Raw genomic sequence first — 18,873 nt, 5'->3', positions numbered from 1 at the left:
ATAACTTTGGGTAGCACCATAAAAAGGATACTTGCTGCCATCTGGGCTATTTTACTTCGTTTCATTTTCATAACACTATTAAAAAAATATAATTATTTGAAAATCAATATTTTGAAAATTATTTTTATTTTTTTAAAACCAAAAGTAATAATAGTGCGTAAATGCTTTTATATAACTTTTAAAAAAAAAATATGAAAACTAGAAAATTTTTATCAATTGCATTAATGACATTAGTATTTGGAGCTACATCTTTCGCTCAAAAAAGTGTAATGGTTGGAGGAGCAGCGATGTATCCAACTAAAAATATTGTTGAAAATGCGGTAAACTCTAAAGACCATACTACTTTAGTTGCAGCTGTAACAGCAGCTGGTTTAGTTGAAACATTACAAAGTACAGGACCATTCACCGTTTTTGCCCCAACAAATGCTGCGTTTGATAATTTACCAGCAGGAACTGTAACTACATTGTTAAAACCAGAAAACTTAAAGATGTTACAAACAATACTTACGTACCATGTTGTAGCTGGAAAAATGAATGCTTCAGATATTGCTAAAGCAATTAAAATGGGAAAAGGAAAAGCAACCTTAAAAACAGTTAGTGGCGGAAACTTAACTGCTTGGATGAAAGGAAAAGATTTATATATTACAGATGAAAATGGTGGAAAATCTAAAGTTACAATTGCTGATGTGAACCAATCTAATGGTGTGATTCACGTTATTGATGCAGTTGTATTACCTAAACAATAATTTTTGATTAGAGGTTGATATTTTGTTAGTCTTAAGAGCCCTCGCAATTTGCAGGGCTTTTTTGTTATAAAAAAACCCCGATACTAAGTTTTTTAGCATCGGGATTATATTTTACTTAGATAAAATTGAACTTATCTCAAAGTGGCTCCGAGTTCAGTTATAAAATTATTTTGCAACTTGCTCATAATTTTGTCAATTTGCGCATCCGTCAGTGTTTTAGAACAGTCTTGGATAGCGAAACTTAAAGCGTATGATTTTTTCCCTTCAGGAAGATTTTGACCTTGATATACATCAAATAAATTAATGTCTTTTAAAAGTGTTTTTTCTGTCTGACGTGCAATGTTATAAATACTTTCATAAGTTATGTTTTGATCTATAAGCAAAGCCAAATCCCTGCGCACTTCCGGATATTTTGGAATCTCGGTATATTTTATCTTCGCAGAAATTAATTTTAAAATTAGAGCCCAATTAAAATCCGCAAAAAATACTTCTTGTTTGATTCCAAAATGCTTCAATATTGATTTTTTTACCACCCCAAATTCTACCAAAGTATCTTTGTGACATCCAATTGCAATTCCTTCAGAAAAAATATCAGATGTAACAGGTAAATTTTGTGTTTTTTGAATCCCTAATCTTGAAAGGATCCCATGGACATAGCCTTTGAACAAAAAGAAATCAGAGGGTTTTTGAGCGTTAGTCCAATTTTCTTGATTTCTGTTTCCGGAAAGAAATAAAGTCAAATGTTTTTTCTCTTCATAACCAGCAAGATAGTTGTGGTATGATTTTCCAAATTCAAATAATTTTAAATCGGAATTTTTACGATTAATATTATAGGAAACAGCCTCTAATCCGGAGAATAACAGCGATTGTCGCATTGTTGATAAATCAGCACTTAACGGATTCAGCATTGTTACGTTATGTTCTTCTTTAAGTATTTCACTCAGCGCTACATAAGAAGCGGTCGTCAGCGAATTAGCCATCATCTCATTAAATCCTTGAGAATTTAATTGTGTGGCAATCAGATTTTGTATCTTATAGTCTTCGTTTCTGGGAGAATTAGAAACAGTAGCATTCAATTTTTTTGAAAATTTAATGTTATTGTAACCGTAAACCCTTAATATTTCTTCAATTACATCAATTTCTCTTTGTACATCAACCCGGTAAGCCGGAATGGTTAAACCTAAACCTGCGTCAGAAACACTATTGATTTTAATTTCTAATGACGCTAAGATTTGTTTGATCGTATCTTTTGGTAATTCCTGACCAATTATTTTAGCGACTTTACTAAAATTTAAAAACACTGAAAAGTCTTCCAATTTTTTTGGATACATATCCACAACATCAGATGTTATTTCGCCTCCTGCTACTTCTTGTATTAATAGAGCTGCTCTTTTTAGTGCGTATGCGGTAATGGTTGGGTCAATTCCTCTTTCAAATCGAAAGGAAGCATCCGTATTCAATTGATGTCTTTTCGCTGTTTTACGAATACTTACGGGATTAAAATAAGCACTTTCCAGAAAAATAGAATTGGTATGTTCACCTACTCCTGATTTTTTTCCGCCAAAAACACCGGCAATACATAAAGGTCCTTTTTCATCACAAATCATTAAATCTTCTTCGTGTAAGGTTCTTTCTACATCATCAAGAGTAATGAATTTAGTTCCGGCAGGAAGTGTTTGTACGAGTATTTTTCCATTAATTTTTGCAGCATCAAAGGCATGAAGTGGTTGACCCAGCTCATGTAAAACATAATTGGTTACATCTACAATATTATTTTTAGGATTGATTCCAATAGCTTTCAATCGGTTTTGCAACCAAGCTGGTGATGGTTTTACCTCTATACCAGAAATCGTTACACCACAATATCTAGGAGCCAGTTTAGACTCTTTGACATCAATATCAATTTTTAAGGTTCTTTTATCTACTCTAAAATTACTTACCGAAGGGGTGATCAGTTCTACATTGACACCGCTTTGCAGCATTCCTGCTCTCAAATCCCGAGCAGTTCCCAAATGGCTCATGGCATCAGCACGATTGGGTGTCAATCCAATTTCGAAAACTTCGTCATTTTCAATTTTAAAAACGGTGGATGCAGGAGTTCCTGCTGCTAAAGCATCGTCCAGTATCATAATTCCGTCATGGCTATCGCCTAGTCCTAGTTCATCTTCTGCACAAATCATTCCGTGACTTTCCTGTCCGCGAATTTTTCCTTTTTTTATTATAAAAGCAATTCCCGAGGCGTCATATAATGTGGTTCCAATAGTAGCAACCGGCACTTTTTGTCCTGCAGCAACATTAGTGGCACCACATACAATCTGTACAGGAACGCCATTTCCTAAATCGACTGTGGTAATTTTTAATCGGTCAGCATCCGGATGTTGGATGCACGTAAGCACGTGTCCCACAACAATGCCTTCTAATCCGCCTTTTACGGATTGGTATTTATCAACAATTTCTACTTCTAACCCTAAATCAGTTAGTAATGCTGCAGTTTCCTCGGATTTCCAGTCTATTTTAATAAATTGTTTTAACCAGTTGTAAGATATTTTCATCTTTTAATTTTAATGAGACTGCAAATATAAGGATTGCAGTTTGGAGTAAGAAACAATTTTTTTGGTTTTTTACAACTCATTTATATGGATTGACTACGTACCAAAAATACAGATAAAGGAATCTTAAATATAATTATATGTGAATTAAACAATAAAATTAGGTTAAAAAAACACATATTTAAATTTAATGCTATTACTTGAATGAATTGTGCTATTCTAAAGAGAAATAGGTAACTATTTTTGATAAAATATAAACAGATAACAATATGGATAACGTAGCACAAAGACCAGAATTTAAGGCAAAATATGATAATTATATTGGGGGAAAGTTTGTTGCACCAATTAAATACTCATGCATTCTTTGATTAATTTATTAATGGTAGCTGCCAGTTCTACATTGTTGTAGAAAAAATAATTTTGGTAGTTTAATTGCCAAAATTGGTCGTTTCCGTCTTTAGGATACCGTTCGTTCAAAAACTGTAAGGTATCTATAATCTTAGTTTGTTCTATGGCCAAAGCCAAACACTGTGTTGGATTTTTTCTTGTAGCCTCCGGGAAATCAATTTTCATTTCTACATTTGAGGGAATCACTACTGTTTCTCCTGGTAAGTACACAAAGCTCGGATCATCAAAAAGATGCATCACTTTTTTACCTCTGAGCATGCTAGTCACTACAAAATCATTAAATTTTAGAGGAACTAATGCCGATGATTCATAAGTTTCAAAAAGATTTAGTTCGCAATGGTTCAAAGAGTAAACCGTTCGGTTCTCCACTAATGTTTTTAACGATTTCTCGTTTGATAAATGCGGCGGAATGATGAAGTTACGATTACTATTCATAAATTTAAACTTTAAAAAAGGGAAAGTCTAAATTTAAAATAAATAACTTAAATTTTAGTGCTATTTATGGAATATTTAAATTAATTCTTCGACGTGTTTTTTTATGTTTTCCGCCATTTTTTTAGTGGGCAGATCATTGGCATCCATGCCAAAAGGATCTTCAATTTCTTCGGCAATCAGCTCTAAACTTGCTAAAACATAAAAGATAAATACCACAACCGGAATTACATAATATCCCAAACTGAACACGTATCCAAAAGGCAAAGTCAGTACATAAATAAAAATAAATTTTTTGATAAAAGCACTGTATGAATAGGGGATAGGAGTGTTTTTTATACGTTCACAAGCACCACAAATATCTGTAAACGAATGAACTTCAGTATTTAAAATCAAGAGTTGGTCGCCTGTTATTTTTTTAGAAACATACAAATCATTGATTTTTTGAAACATCATTTTTGCGACCTGATTGGGCTTGTGTTTGTGATGATCAATGTCTAAATCCAGATCGTCAAAAAGTTGCAGGCTGGTGTCACGGTCGTTTAAATGTTTGTGTAAAATTGAGGCATACCCGGGAATTATTTTGCGAAAGAAATTACGATCTTTTTCGTCCTGCAACATTGCAGACAATTTAATAGATAAATTACGACTGTTATTTACCAATGATCCCCATAATTTTCTTCCTTCCCACCAGCGATCATAAGCTGTATTGGTTCGGTAGGCTAATAATAATGAAATTACAAAACCCAACATTCCGTGCATTATTGAAATGTTTTTTACGGGACTGTTATCCGGCAAATGCCAATATTCAATTTCCAAATACCCTATTACACCGGAATAAATACCAATAAGTAGCATCATTGGTATCAATTTCCGAAAAGTATCGGCTTTGCTTAAATGGAAAATAAAACTAATCCAATCTTTAGGGTTATACGAAGTCATTCAGATTTTTTATTTGCAAAAATAAACTAAAATGAACTTTCTGGTTCTAAATAAGGAACCAAAATTTTTGACTGTAAACTACCATTCGTTTTGCCTTTAAAATTCGAAAATTGAGCCATGGAAAAAAGAACAAAATTGTGAATTATTGTCAAATTAAAAAATAAGATTTCCCGCCAATTCTCGAAGTGCAATTTCAGATAATTTGCCTTGAAATTGGGCGTTACTATAGCGAACCTTTGCATTAACATAATTCAATTGTGCGGTTCTGAATTCTAGAGTGGTAATGGTTCCAATGCGAAATTTATCTAAAGTTATAGTCAAATTCTGTTGGGCTATTGCTTGATTTTTTTCTTCCAATGTTATCAATTCTAAATTGGTCAAATAGGTTTGATAGGAGGTTGCCAATTGAGCATTTAGGATCAAATTTTGTTGCTGAATTGATATTTTGGAATTTTCAATTTGAATTTTCGCTATTTTTTCATTTCTATTTTGAGAAAAGCCATCAAACAGGTTTAATGTTGCTGTAAAGCCATAATTAAAACCTCTGGATTGCGATTGTGTGACGAAACCAAGACTGGATTGACTTTCTGAAAAGTTATAGGCCGTATTAACTCTGATTGTAGGATAACGTCCTGCTTTGATTTGCTTCAATTGCAATTCAGCTACTCTTTTATTGATGATCTGAGCTTCTAATTGTGGATTTTGCTTTTCGGCCAGCACAGTAAGTTCCGGAAGAAATAACAGTCGGTCTACTGCAAGTACATCGATTACTTTAAAATTAATTTTAAGATCTCTGGCCATAATTTGATTCAGCAGGATTTTGCTGTTAGCATAGAGTTCTTTTTGTCTTAAAAGTGCGACTTGGTCAGTATTTAAATCTACCTGAGCATTCAAAACCTCTAATTTAGATGCTTTTCCGATTGTAAATCGGTTTTGTGCCAAAATTAATCGCTGATTTGAAATAACAATTGTCGTATCCAGAGCGGCCAATTGTTGTTGTTGCTGCACTAAATCATAATAAGCAGCATTTACGTCACTAATTTTAGTAATTAAGGTCAGCTTTAATTGGGCTTCCCCAAGTTTTTGTAACTCTTTGAGCTGGTTCATTCGGGCAAACATTCGGAATCCGTCAAAAATGGTCCAGTTCAGACCTACACCATAACTCAAACTGTTATTTTTAGCATTGTCTAATTTCGTTTCTGCTCCGTCTTGCCTGGTTTGGGAACTATTTTGAACGCTGTTATTGTCCACTACAGAAGCTGTTACGGTGGGTAGCATTCCTGCATTTCCAACCGCTACGTTTGTTTTTTCTATTTTTAAATTATTGGCTGCAATTTTTATTTCGTAATTGTTTTCCAATGCTATCTTTATGGCACTTTCCAATGTTAGCACTTCTTGTGCTTGGGTATTTAAAATACAAAAGAAAATTAAAATTAAACTGCGAAAGAGTATTTTAGTGTTTGTCATAATTGTTTTTTTTGTCACAGATAAATCTTTGTCATTTGTAGCTCCGTTCAAATTATCGAACTTCTTTTTCATATTCTTCAATATGATCAAATTCAGGATAATGTTTTCGAGCTTTAGACCACATTAAGTACATGGCAGGGATTACAAATAAAGTTAGAATTAAAGAGAAAATTGTTCCGCCAACAATGACAACTCCCATTCCAATTCTACTGGTAGATGCTTCTCCTAAAGATAAGGCAATAGGCAAAGCTCCCAATGAAATAGCTAAACTAGTCATTAAAATAGGACGAAGTCTGGATTCAGAAGCTTCTAAAATAGCCTCCAGTTTTGGTTTTCCTTCTTCTCTCAGTTTATTGGCAAACTCAACTATCAAAATCCCATTCTTCGTGACTAATCCAATAAGCATTACCGTTCCAATTTGGCTAAAAATATTCCACGTCTGATCAAACAACCAAAGGGAGAATAAAGCACCTGCAACAGCCATTGGAACTGTCAAAATAATAATTAAAGGATCGATAAAACTCTCAAATTGTGCTGCCAGAATCAAAAATATTAACAGTAAAGCCAATCCAAAAGCAAAAGAGGTATTAGAACTACTCTCTACATAATCCCTGGATTCGCCCCCTAAATCAGTGGTAAAAGTGTCGTCAAGTACTTTCGCTTTAATTTCATTCATAGCATCAATTCCATCACTGATACTTTTTCCCGGTGCTAATCCGGCAGTTACAGTGGCTGACATGTATCGGTTATTGTGGTACAATTGTGGCGGATTGCTCTGTTCTTGAATACTAACAACATTATCCATTTGGATTAATTCTCCACTACTATTTTTTACATACATAGAAGTTAAATCCAAAGGTTTGGATCGATCTTCTTGTTCAAATTGTCCAATGACCTGATATTGTTTTCCATTGCGCATAAAATAACCAAAACGCTGTCCGCTCAAAGAAAGTTGTAAGGTTTGTGCAATATCCATAACAGATATACCTAAACTTTTCGCTTTTTCCCGATCAATAGTAACATTGATTTCGGGTTTGTTAAATTTTAGGTTTACATCGGTAACCGAAAACGTAGGGTTTTTGGCAGCCTCATCCATAAATTCAGGAATCTTTTTTTCTAATTGTTTAAAATTAGGTGCCTGAATAATGTATTCAATCGGTAGACCTCCACGTCTGTTTACTGCAATAGTAGGTTCTTCAATAACTGAAGTCTTAATTTCGGGATATTTTTTTGTTAATCGGTTTAATTTTTCTGCAATTTCCTTTTGAGATTTTTCTCGTTCCCCTGTTTCTGAGAGTGCCATTCGAATCATTCCACTATTTACAGAGGAGGAACCCCAACCCGGTGATGTAATTACTAAAGCAACCTTTTTTTCCGGAATAGAATCATCTACTAATTGTGATAATTCTTGCATAAAGCGGTCCGTGTATTCGTAGGACGAACCCTCAGGAGTTGTCATTCTCATAACAAGAGCACTACGGTCATCGTAAGGTGCAGTTTCTTTTTGCAATAAATTAAAAAATACATATATTAATCCAAAACAAGCTATAAGAATGGGAAAACTGATCCATTTTCGTTTCATAAAAGTACTTAATGCACTGGCATAACCACTATTCAATCTTTGGTAAAATGGTTCCGAATAAATATAGAATTTTGATTTTTTTTGTTCCCCGCCTTTCATCAAATAGGCATTTAACATAGGTGTTAATGTTAATGAGACAAAAGCCGAAATTAATACTGCGGCTCCTATGACAACGCCAAACTCCCGAAATAGCCGCCCAACAAATCCTTCCAGAAAAATTACCGGTAAAAATACGGCTGCTAAAGTAATTGAAATCGAGATTACAGCAAAAAAGATCTCATTAGAGCCTTTTATAGCTGCCTCAATTGGAGACATCCCTTCTTCGACCTTCTTAAAAATATTTTCCGTGACAACAATTCCATCATCAACGACCAGCCCTGTAGCAAGAACAATAGCTAATAAAGTCAGCACATTTATCGAGAAACCAAAAAGATACATGATGAAGAACGTAGCAATTAGCGAAACCGGTATGTCAATTAAGGGTCTAATGGCAATAGCCCAATCTCTAAAGAATAAATAAATGATCAGAATTACCAGAATGATAGAAATCAATAAGGTTTCAGCCACTTCAATAACGGATTTTTTTACAAAAATAGTGCTGTCAATAACAATGTTTAATTTAATATCTTTGGGTAAATCCTTTTTTAATTTATCATATTCTTTGTAGAATTCTTTAGAAATATCTAAATAATTTGCACCAGGAAGCGGAACTATAGCTACACCCACTAACGGTAAACCGGATTGCGTCATTTTTGTTTCCAGATTTTCAGGTCCTAAAACCGCTGTACCTATATCACTAAAAAGAACCGTTTTTGCTCCTTCGGAACGAATGATAATATTATTGAACTCTTCGGCTGTAGATAAATTTCCAACTGTTTTTACTGTTAATTCCGTATTATTGCCCGTTATTTTTCCAGAAGGGAGTTCTACATTTTGTTGATTTAAGGCATCTCTAACTTCGGCTACGGAACATCCGTAAGCGGCTAATTTGACAGGATCAATCCATAAACGCATGGCAAATCTCTGTTGTCCCCAAATTTGAACTCCACTGACTCCAGGGATTGTTTCTAATCTTTGGGCAATAACATTTTCAGCATAATCACTTAATTCTAGGGAATTTCTGGAATCACTTTGAACTGTCATCGAAATAATGGCACGACTATCGGCATCTGCTTTAGAGACAACAGGAGGGGAATCAATGTCTTCTGGCAAATTTCGTACTGCCTGAGATACTTTATCCCGGACATCATTTGCGGCAGCTTCAAGATCCTTACCTAAATTAAATTCAATGGTTATGCTGCTGTTTCCTTGGGTACTCGACGAAGTAATATTTCGAATTCCTTCAATAGAATTGATTGCTTTTTCTATAGGCTCGGTAATTTGTGACTCAATAATATCCGCATTTGCTCCGGCATAATTGGTTCGAATCGAAATTTGCGCAGGATCAATAGAAGGAAATTCCCGGACTCCCAAAAAACTATATCCAATTATTCCAAATAACACAATGGAAAGGTTCATTACTATAGTTAATACAGGTCTTTTGATACTTAAAGTTGATAAACTCATTGTTTTAATTTAGTTTTTAATCCCAATAAACAAAGGGATTTAATTTTAAGGGTATTGACCTTAAATATTATTTTTAGCGACAGTTACTTTTACAGGAACATCATTTTTTAAGGACATAATACCACTGGTCAATAAAGTATCACCCGCCTTAAGTCCTGAAAGTACTAAGATGGAAGCATCCGTTCTGGTGGCGGTTTCGACCATCACTTGCTTTGCTTTTCCTCCACTGGAAATAAAAACTTTTTTACCGTTTTGAACCGGAATGATCGCTTCTGTTGGGACTAAGATCGCATCTTTGATAATATCCAAAGGCATTTCTACATCGGCAAAAAGTCCCGGTAATAAGTTACCGTCTTTGTTTTCTGCTAATGCTCGTACTTGTATGGTTCTGGTAGCTACAGACACTCTTGGCTCAATAGCATAAATCATAGCGCTATATTTTTTATTAGATCCGGCTACTGTAAAGTGTAAAGAGGTGTTTTTCTTAATTTGTGTAGCATATTTTTCAGGAATCGAAAAAGTTATTTTTAGCTTGCTGGTGTTCACAAGATTTGCAATCAACATGGAAGGTGTAATATAAATCCCCGGAGAAATAGAACGCAAACCAATTTTTCCTGAGAAGGGCGCTCGTACAGATGTTTTGGCAATTTGAACTTGAATCAACTGAGTTTGGGCTTCTGCTGATTTTAGATCCGCTCGGGCTAAATCATATTCTTCCTGGCTAATGGCTTCTTTTTGAAGTAATAATTGTGCTCTTCTTGCATTTTCTGAAGCTAATCCTTCTCGAGTAGATGCTTGTCTCAATTGGGCTCTTAACTCTAAATCATTCACTTTAAAAAGTACTTGACCTTTGCTAACGCTACTTCCTTCCTCAAAATAAATTCGTTCAACAATTCCTGAAACTTCACTCCGGATTTCAACCTGTTCATTGGCTTCAATAGAACCAGATAACGATAAATTATTATCAAACGTTTGTGGCTCTACAATAATTCCACTGACATTCATTGATTTGATGTTTCCTGATTGATCTTTTGAATCGCCACTTTTACTTTTGTTTTCTTTTATTCGGTAACCAATAAATCCAATGATTCCAATTGTTAACAAGGCATAAACTAGGTATTTAATTTTCATAGTTATTAAGTAAGATTAGGTCTCAGTTTTTTTAGTTAAAGACAAATTTAGGTTTTAGAAATGAATTAATTGAGGTGTTAATTTTTATTTAACGTTTGTACATACAAATGTCTTGTCCGTAAAAAATACGTTTCTGAATTCTAAATATTTTAGAAATATAGCATTAAAAAAAATGTTTTCGGAAACTCATTAGATTGTATGACTACAAAAAACGGAAATGGTTTAATTGATAATAGAAAAAATAGTATTTAACGAAACTAAATTAAAAAGTACATACGATCAAAAATTACGTTAGCAAGATAAAATATCAACTTCTCACCGTTTTTGTTTTAATCAAAAACAAAAGTTGAACATTATTCTCAAAATAAGAATTTAGGTTAGCTAATATAATTCCAGATGTTTTTCTTTTTTGTCATTTCGATAAAAACGGCTCTCAAAGCGGTATGCTCCGGTTTTTGCATCCCTGCATCTTCTTTCAGAAGTTTTAAAGCATAATTTCTGGCTAAAGCCAAAGTATCTCTGTCTCGAACTAAATCGGCAATTTGAAGATTCAGTACGCCGCTTTGTTGTGTTCCCATCAAATCACCCGGACCACGAAGCTTCAAGTCGACTTCCGCAATTTCGAAACCATCGTTTGTTTGCACCATCGTTTCCATTCGGGTTTTACTGTCAGAACTCAATTTGTGACTTGTCATCAGGATGCAATAACTTTGCTCCGCACCACGCCCCACGCGACCTCGAAGCTGATGGAGTTGCGACAATCCAAAACGTTCCGCACTTTCAATAATCATCACGCTGGCATTAGGAACATTCACGCCAACTTCAATTACAGTTGTTGCGACCATAATATTAGTTTTCCCTTCTGAAAAGCGTTTCATTTCTGCATCCTTTTCCGCTGGTTTCATCTTTCCGTGCAAAATTGAAATCGAATACTGTGGCAATGGGAAATCTCTGGAAACACTTTCGTAACCGTCCATTAAATCCTTGAAATCCATTTTCTCCGATTCCTGGATGAGCGGATACACAATATAGATTTGGCGACCCAAAGCGATTTCGTCCCGAAGGAATTTCCAAACCTTCAAACGGTTGCTGTCAAAACGATGTACGGTCTGAATCGGTTTTCGTCCCGGAGGCAGTTCATCAATTACTGAAATGTCTAAATCGCCATACAAACTCATCGCCAAAGTGCGGGGAATAGGCGTGGCGGTCATTACCAGAACGTGTGGCGGAATCACATTTTTCTTCCATAATTTAGAGCGTTGCTCTACGCCAAAACGATGTTGCTCATCAATTACAGCCAGTCCTAAATTCTTGAATTTTACTTTATCTTCTAGTAAAGCATGCGTTCCGATGAGGATATGTAACGTTCCGTTTTCCAGTTCTTCATGGATAATTCGGCGTTGAGCTATTTTGGTGGAACCTGTTAGGATTCGGATATTTATATTTAAAGTTTCGGCCAATTCGGATAAACCGATAAAATGCTGATTGGCGAGGATTTCTGTTGGTGCCATCAAGCAGGCTTGGAAGCCATTATCAAGCGCCAAAAGCATGCTCATAAAAGCCACAATTGTTTTTCCGGAACCTACATCGCCTTGCAGCAATCGGTTCATTTGGGCGTTGCTTCCCATATCGGTTCGGATTTCCTTTATCACTCTTTTTTGAGCATTTGTCAGTTGAAAAGGCAAATGATGCTGATAAAAATCATTGAAGTTTTCGCCTACAGTTGTAAACGGATGTCCTTTTATTTTATGTTTTCGGATGAGATTCTTCGTGATTAATTGCAACTGAATAAAGAACAATTCTTCGAATATTAATCGGAATTTGGCTTTTGCTAAAACATCAGAACTTTTTGGAAAATGAATGTTGAATAAAGCCGCTTTTTTAGGAATCAGCTTCAATTCGTTAATCAAATAATCCGGTAAAGTTTCCGTGAATAACGCTTGTGTTTCCAGAAACAATTGCTGCATCAGTTTATTAATCACCCGGTTTGAAATTCCGCGATTAGTCAAAGTTTCTGTCGAAGGATACACGGGTTGCATCGCTGAACGCAGACTTTGTTCATGCTCTGTCATCAATTCAATTTCGGGATGCGCCATGTTGAACGCATTTCCAAAAGAGGTGCATTTCCCAAAAACAACACACATTTCATTGAGCTTTAAACTTTCCCGAATCCATTTGTGACCTTGAAACCAAACGAGTTCCATTTGTCCTGTATCATCTACAAAAGTCGCTACCAATCGTTTTTGGTTTTTGCCAAATTCTACAGTTTTGATGTTGATAATTTTACCGATAATCTGAACTTCGGCACTATTATTTTGCAGTTCGTTAATCTTGTAATATCGCGTTCTGTCTATGTATCTATTTGGAAAAAAATTAACCAAATCCACGTACTTATAAATTCCCAATTCCTTACGAAGCAATTCGCCCCGATTGGGACCAACGCCTTTCAAGTATTCGATGGGAGTGAGTAGGAGGTTTTGTTGCATAGTGCGAAGATAGTTTTTTGTTTGGAAATTTGGAAAGTGTAATTGATTCTAAAATGCTTTATTAAAAATGTAAAGTTAAAACTTAACTTAATTGTGAAATTAACACCAAACGCAATACCTTCGTAAAAAAAAGTAATAAATGACAACTCATCTCGCATTACTCCGTGGCATAAATGTTTCCGGTCATAGTATGATAAAAATGGAGGCACTAAAAGCGACTTTGGAAGCCATTGGTTTTCAAAATGTACAAACGTATATTCAATCGGGAAATGTTTTTGTAGATACAGAAGAAGAAAGTTCAGCTGCTGTTGGATTCAAAATAAAACAGGAAATTTTCAAGGCTTTTGGTCATGAAGTGCCGGTTGTAGTCATTAGCTCTGCAGATTTAGAAGCATGTTTCAAGAATAATCCTTTCTTGAAGGAAAAAGATATTGATACTAAGAAGTTATATGTGGCTTTTATTTCGACTACGTTACAAAGTAGCAGTATGAATGATTTGAGAATAAGTCAGTTCAAACCGGATGAAGCCAGTATTGACGGCAGCAGAATTTTTATAAAATATGCTGTTGGCGCCGGAAAAACCCGATTCGATCAAAAATACATCGAGAAGAAACTAAACGTTATTGCAACAATCCGCAATTGGAATACTGTGACGCAATTACTGAAACTTTACGAGGAAAGATAATAAGACTTTAAAATCTAGTATAACCGCTAATTCGCTAATTTTCAAATGTTATCATCCATTTGAAATTTGCGAATTAGCGGTATTTTTTTAGAGTCAAAACAAGGATGTTTCAGAATCTATTTTTAACTTTAGAAATAAAATATTTATAATTTGACGCAACCTTTTACAGGAAGAATCATTTTAAAAATATCTGTGTAAGCGAAGTCAAATACAATTTTAGTTAAAAAAGTAAATTTATAAGTGCTTATTGAACATTTTCATAAGGTTTAGTTTTGGTTAATTTAGGATTATGTAGCATTTTTGCGAAAGAGAACTCAGGAGTTGAAAAACTTTTGGTGCTCTTTTTCTGTTTTTAAACCCTAATTATAAAAGTGAAGTTCATCCTAAAATGCTGAATTTATTAGCCATTAAATAGATTATTTTTCAACCAGATCACAATACCAAAAACCAAAATCAAATGCATCTGAAGCACTCGTGTCGCAAGCGGTATCCGAGGAATCTTCTTTTTCTGGTTTTTCGTATTTTCGGTATACAACTTCTCCTATTTCGAAATCAATTGGTTTGGAAAAAATAGGTCCATCAAAAGTAAAAGTATGAAATTCGCCGTTTTCGCCACAAACGTCTACATTTTCAGGTAAATCATTGATGAAATCTTGGTCGATAACACGACCAACAAAGCTTTTATTTAAAAATCGTTCGTTTACACAAACTACAATCGTTTTAAAGCCTAAGCCTATAAATTCTTGAATGAGTTCGAGAGTCGGAATTTTCCACAGCGGAAAAATCCCCTCAAAATCTATTTCGGCTAGTTTGTCTTCTCTGTATTTTCGTAAATCTTCCAGAAAAATATCACCAAAAATCGAATGTGTAACACCTTGGTTTTTTAGTTTTGCCAATGTTTCCCGCATCACATTTTCGTAGACTTCCATCGTGGGCATTTCGGGAATTAGCATAATTTCAAGCGGTAATCCAATGCTTTCGGCTTGTTGCTGCAATAATCCAACTCTAACACCGTGCATTGAAATACGCTGATATTGTTGGTTTACACTTGTGAGTAAACAAGCAATTTCAATTTCGGGATTTTGTAATGTTTTGTACAAGGCGAGAGCCGAATCTTTACCGCTGCTCCAGTTAAATAGTGCTATCTTTTTCAATGTATTTTCATGTTTTTTCTGGAGTCAAACTTACAAAATTTGGCGGTTTAGTTTGCGAAACCTTCGTAACTTTGAAAATTACAGTATTAAATGTATCATAATGAAATACCTATTCTTTTTTATTTCCACGTTCACATTCGCCCAACAAACCCAATTTGTTGATTTTAAATCAGTTTTAGGGAAAATTGTAATAAATCCAATTGAAAGAACTGTTTCTGGTGATGTTAATTATGATTTTAATGTTTTGAAATCTATAGATACCATTAAAATTGATGCCCAAAACATAGAATTTTCAGATGTAAAACTGAACGGAAAACCGATTAATTTTCGCAATACTGAGACACAATTACAAATTATATTTCCATTCACAAATGGAAAAAACAACCTGACTTTTCAGTATTTGGCAAAGCCAAAACAAACGATGTATTTCGTGGGTTCAGAAGCAAATGATAATTTACAAATTTGGACGCAAGGACAAGGAAAATATACCAGTCATTGGTTTCCGAGTTTTGATGATGTCAATGAAAAAGTGGTTTTCAATTTGAATATTATATTCAAAAAAGAATATCAGGTAATTTCAAATGGAACTTTGAGATTTAAATCTGGATTTGATGGACTTTCGGTTTGGCAATACCAAATGCAAAAACCAATGAGTTCTTATTTATTGATGCTTACCATCGGTAAATTTGAAAAAAAAATCGAGAAATCAAATTCTGGAATTCCTTTAGAAATGTATTTGGGACTAAAAGACGTTTCCAAATTTGAACCAACCTATCGCAACTCTAAAAAAATGTTTGATTTCTTAGAAAAGGAAATAGGAGTGAAGTATCCTTGGGAAATTTACAAACAAGCACCTGTTCGAGATTTCTTGTATGCCGGAATGGAAAATACATCAGCAACGCTTTTCAACATGCGTTATGTGGTGGATTCTACAGGTTTTGAAGACAGAAGTTACACGAATGTCAATGCGCATGAATTAGCGCATCAGTGGTTTGGGAATTTAGTCACTGCCGAAAGCAGCAAGCATCATTGGTTACAAGAAGGTTTTGCGACCTATTATGCGTTGCTGGCCGAAAAGGAAATCTATGGAGAAGATTATTTTTATTCCAAATTATATGAGTCGGCATCACAATTAAAATACGCTTCCAGAACGGATAGCATTCCGGTTTTGAATGCCAAAGCCAGTTCATTGACTTTTTATCAAAAAGGAGCTTGGGCACTTTTTGTTTTACACAAAGAAATAGGGGATAAGGCGTTTAAAAAAGCGGTAAAAAGTTATTTGGAAAAAAATGCATTTCAAAATGTGAATACAACAGATTTTTTTGCTGAAATCAAAAAAGTATCAAGTTATGATTTAGATAATTTTAGTGAAGTATGGCTTGAAACTACTGCTTTCAATACACAACAAGCCAATAGTTTATTGCTTAAAAACAAATCAATTCAGGCGTTGTTTGAAGTCGATAAATTAAAAAACAAACCGTTGTCAGAGAAAAAAGATTTTCTTGAAAAAACAATGCAATCTGACGTCTATTTTTTGGTAAAAGAAGTTATTTTAAATCAATTAAAAAATGAAAAATGGGAAGATAAAAAAGAACTTCTGGCATTGGCTTTAACAACTGAAAATCTCCAAGTGCGTCAGGCAGTAGCTAGTACTTTGACTAAAATACCCGAAGATTTCCGTTTGCAATATGAGACTTTACTCGATGATCATTCCTATCAAACCCAAGAAATAGCGTTGTATCATTTATGGAATAATTTCCCCGAATATCGCTCTCTTTATTTGGATAAATCCAAAGACTGGATTGGTTTTAATGATTATAATCTTAAAACCTTGTGGCTTAGCTTAGCCTTGTCAAGTCCAGATTATGCATCAGACAAAACGGATTTAATCACGGAATTGGTGAATTATTCTTCTTCAATTTATGAAGCGACAACACGCCAAAATGCTTTGGAAAATCTTCTTACTTTTGGAATAATAAACGACACGGTTTTGAAAAACTTGATCAATGCATCAACACATCAAATGTGGCAGTTTTCAAAATTTGCGAGAGACAACATTAGAACCTTGCTAAAAAACAAAGAAATGCAGCTTTCATTCGAAAGGATTTTACCAAATTTGATTGAAAAGGAGCAATTTCAATTGAAAAGATTGATTTTTTAATTACTTTAACGAGATAATAATATAAGATTTATTATTTCAATATAAAATAGATGAAAGCATTAGTCATTTCAGGGGGTGGTAGTAAAGGAGCATTTGCAGGCGGGGTAGCAGAATTTCTTTTAGAAAAAGAAGCCGATAAATATGATCTTTTCGTCGGAACTTCAACTGGAAGTTTGCTGATTCCTCATTTGGCTTTAAATAAAATTGAAAAAATAAAAGAAATTTTTACCTCTGTAAATCAGTCCAGTATTTTTAGTAGACGTCCTTTTTTTGTAAAAAATAAAAATGGGGTATTTGTTATTTCGATAAACCATTTTAATGTACTAATCAATCTCATCAGAGGGAGTAAGACTTTTGGAGAAAGTTATAGTTTGAGAAAATTAATTCGAAAATCCATTACTCGTGAAGAGTTTAAAGAGTTAAAAGCCGGGAGCAAAGATGTTATCATTACCGTTTCCAATTTGAGCACTAATGAAGTGGAGTACAAGTCAATTAAAGATTTTGAATATTCTGAGTTTTGTGATTGGATCTGGATTTCATGTAATTATCTTCCCTTCATGAGTTTGGTTAATAAAAAAGGAAGTGATTATGGCGATGGTGGATTTACCAATTTAGTACCAATTCGAGAAGCCATAAATCGAGGAGCAACAGAAATTGATGTTATTATCTTGCAAACAGAAACCCAAATTAGTAAAAAAATTATCAGTAGAAACCCTTTCTCTTTATTGGTAAATTTATTTGGGACTGTTCTCGAACAGGTAAAGAAAAAGGACATTGCCATTGGTCTTTTGGCAGCAAAGAATAATAATGTAACCATAAATTTTTATTATACTCCAACGCATTTGACTGATAATGCGCTTTTTTTTAACAAAACAGAAATGAAAAAATGGTGGAAACAAGGTTACGAATACGCATTGACTAAAAGTGAAATTATGAGTGATATAAAATAACTCTTACCACAATTGTCCCACTTCGTTTTTAATATAAGCCAATGCTGCAGTGCTTGGAGAAGGTTTCTCTAATAAATCTTCAATGATAATTTCCCGCAAACTATTTGCGTCTTTTACTCTTTCATTAGTTGTTGCCAAACGAATCATTTGAATGGTTGCATTTTTGGCTGTAACAATAATGGACCAACACTCATCCGAAATGTAGATTTGCTGTGCTAAATTGTGTTCATACTCTTGTTCGATTTGTGCAATTACAAAATTGCGATACTCGTTTTTATCTTCTGAAAGAGGGGTAATTCGAACTAAAAGTTTTGAAGGATTGATCCGTTCCATAAACAAAGCCATACGCTCATAAGCCTGCAAGCGCAGAGGCAATAAGTCTTTTTGAGCGTCTTTTTGTAATAACCAGCGTCTTGTATTTTGTTGGTCTTTGAAATAAGCGTTAAATAAATAATAAGCAACACCTCCAGTAATTAGGGAAGGTATTGTGTAGCCCAGAATTTCTATGATTTTTGTAGAATCCATTTTGATGTGAAAATTATTTAGCAAAAATATACTTTTTTGAGTATAAATCAATTTCTATTTAATAGCAATAAATGAAACCGAATGCTATT

General features: G+C 34.3%; 13 protein-coding genes. 4 read left to right on the top strand and 9 right to left on the bottom strand.

Annotated elements, in window-relative coordinates:
• Positions 1 to 191: 191 nt before the first annotated feature.
• Complete coding sequence (locus EKM01_RS05545; protein ID WP_126767297.1) at positions 192 to 746, top strand: fasciclin domain-containing protein; 555 nt, start codon at positions 192 to 194, stop codon at positions 744 to 746.
• A gap of 131 nt (positions 747 to 877) precedes the next feature.
• On the opposite strand, the gene pheT is transcribed toward EKM01_RS05545, so the two are convergent.
• The 7 genes from pheT to recG form a co-directional block, all read right to left on the bottom strand.
• Positions 878 to 3,298 carry a phenylalanine--tRNA ligase subunit beta gene (gene pheT, locus EKM01_RS05540; protein ID WP_126568495.1) on the bottom strand — a complete coding sequence of 807 codons (2,421 nt, stop codon included), beginning with the start codon at positions 3,296 to 3,298 and terminating at the stop codon, positions 878 to 880.
• A gap of 342 nt (positions 3,299 to 3,640) precedes the next feature.
• Positions 3,641 to 4,138 (bottom strand): AraC family transcriptional regulator, encoded by a 498-nt coding sequence (locus EKM01_RS05535; RefSeq protein ID WP_233589298.1) that lies wholly within the window; start codon positions 4,136 to 4,138, stop codon positions 3,641 to 3,643.
• A gap of 75 nt (positions 4,139 to 4,213) precedes the next feature.
• Positions 4,214 to 5,077, bottom strand: coding sequence for a bestrophin family protein (locus tag EKM01_RS05530; RefSeq protein WP_126767294.1), 864 nt, complete (start codon positions 5,075 to 5,077; stop codon positions 4,214 to 4,216).
• Positions 5,078 to 5,230: 153 nt separating this feature from the next.
• Complete coding sequence (locus EKM01_RS05525) at positions 5,231 to 6,544, bottom strand: TolC family protein (protein ID WP_126460124.1); 1,314 nt, start codon at positions 6,542 to 6,544, stop codon at positions 5,231 to 5,233.
• A 52-nt stretch (positions 6,545 to 6,596) separates the two neighbouring features.
• Positions 6,597 to 9,692 (bottom strand): efflux RND transporter permease subunit, encoded by a 3,096-nt coding sequence (locus EKM01_RS05520; protein WP_126553296.1) that lies wholly within the window; start codon positions 9,690 to 9,692, stop codon positions 6,597 to 6,599.
• Between the two features lie 60 nt (positions 9,693 to 9,752).
• A complete protein-coding gene (locus tag EKM01_RS05515; protein WP_126451460.1) occupies positions 9,753 to 10,823 on the bottom strand; it encodes an efflux RND transporter periplasmic adaptor subunit in 1,071 nt (356 codons plus the stop codon).
• A gap of 377 nt (positions 10,824 to 11,200) precedes the next feature.
• The gene (gene recG / locus EKM01_RS05510; RefSeq protein ID WP_126767291.1) at positions 11,201 to 13,309 is read right to left on the bottom strand and encodes an ATP-dependent DNA helicase RecG; all 2,109 of its coding nucleotides are present in this window, start codon (positions 13,307 to 13,309) and stop codon (positions 11,201 to 11,203) included.
• 139 nt (positions 13,310 to 13,448) lie between these two features.
• Here recG and EKM01_RS05505 point away from each other — a divergent pair, with 139 nt between their 5' ends.
• Positions 13,449 to 13,994, top strand: a complete 546-nt coding sequence (locus EKM01_RS05505; protein WP_126767288.1) for a DUF1697 domain-containing protein — start codon at positions 13,449 to 13,451, stop codon at positions 13,992 to 13,994.
• 416 nt (positions 13,995 to 14,410) lie between these two features.
• Here the strand turns inward: EKM01_RS05505 and EKM01_RS05500 are convergent, their stop codons facing one another.
• Positions 14,411 to 15,148 (bottom strand): diphthine--ammonia ligase, encoded by a 738-nt coding sequence (locus tag EKM01_RS05500; protein WP_126767285.1) that lies wholly within the window; start codon positions 15,146 to 15,148, stop codon positions 14,411 to 14,413.
• Positions 15,149 to 15,248: 100 nt separating this feature from the next.
• Here EKM01_RS05500 and EKM01_RS05495 point away from each other — a divergent pair, with 100 nt between their 5' ends.
• Both EKM01_RS05495 and EKM01_RS05490 read left to right on the top strand, forming a co-directional pair.
• Entirely contained in the window at positions 15,249 to 17,309 is a 2,061-nt protein-coding gene (locus EKM01_RS05495) for a M1 family metallopeptidase (protein WP_126767282.1), read from the top strand.
• A 50-nt stretch (positions 17,310 to 17,359) separates the two neighbouring features.
• Positions 17,360 to 18,259: a patatin family protein gene (locus EKM01_RS05490; RefSeq protein WP_126514825.1), complete on the top strand. Its 900-nt coding sequence runs from the start codon at positions 17,360 to 17,362 to the stop codon at positions 18,257 to 18,259.
• 3 nt (positions 18,260 to 18,262) lie between these two features.
• Here EKM01_RS05490 and EKM01_RS05485 read toward each other — a convergent pair whose 3' ends face one another.
• Positions 18,263 to 18,784 carry a hypothetical protein gene (locus EKM01_RS05485; protein ID WP_126514826.1) on the bottom strand — a complete coding sequence of 174 codons (522 nt, stop codon included), beginning with the start codon at positions 18,782 to 18,784 and terminating at the stop codon, positions 18,263 to 18,265.
• Between the last annotated feature and the right edge of the window lie 89 nt (positions 18,785 to 18,873).

It is taken from the genome of Flavobacterium sp. RSP46 (assembly GCF_003984825.1).
Lineage (GTDB): Bacteria > Bacteroidota > Bacteroidia > Flavobacteriales > Flavobacteriaceae > Flavobacterium.
This window is presented reverse-complemented; position numbering and strand designations above follow the sequence as displayed.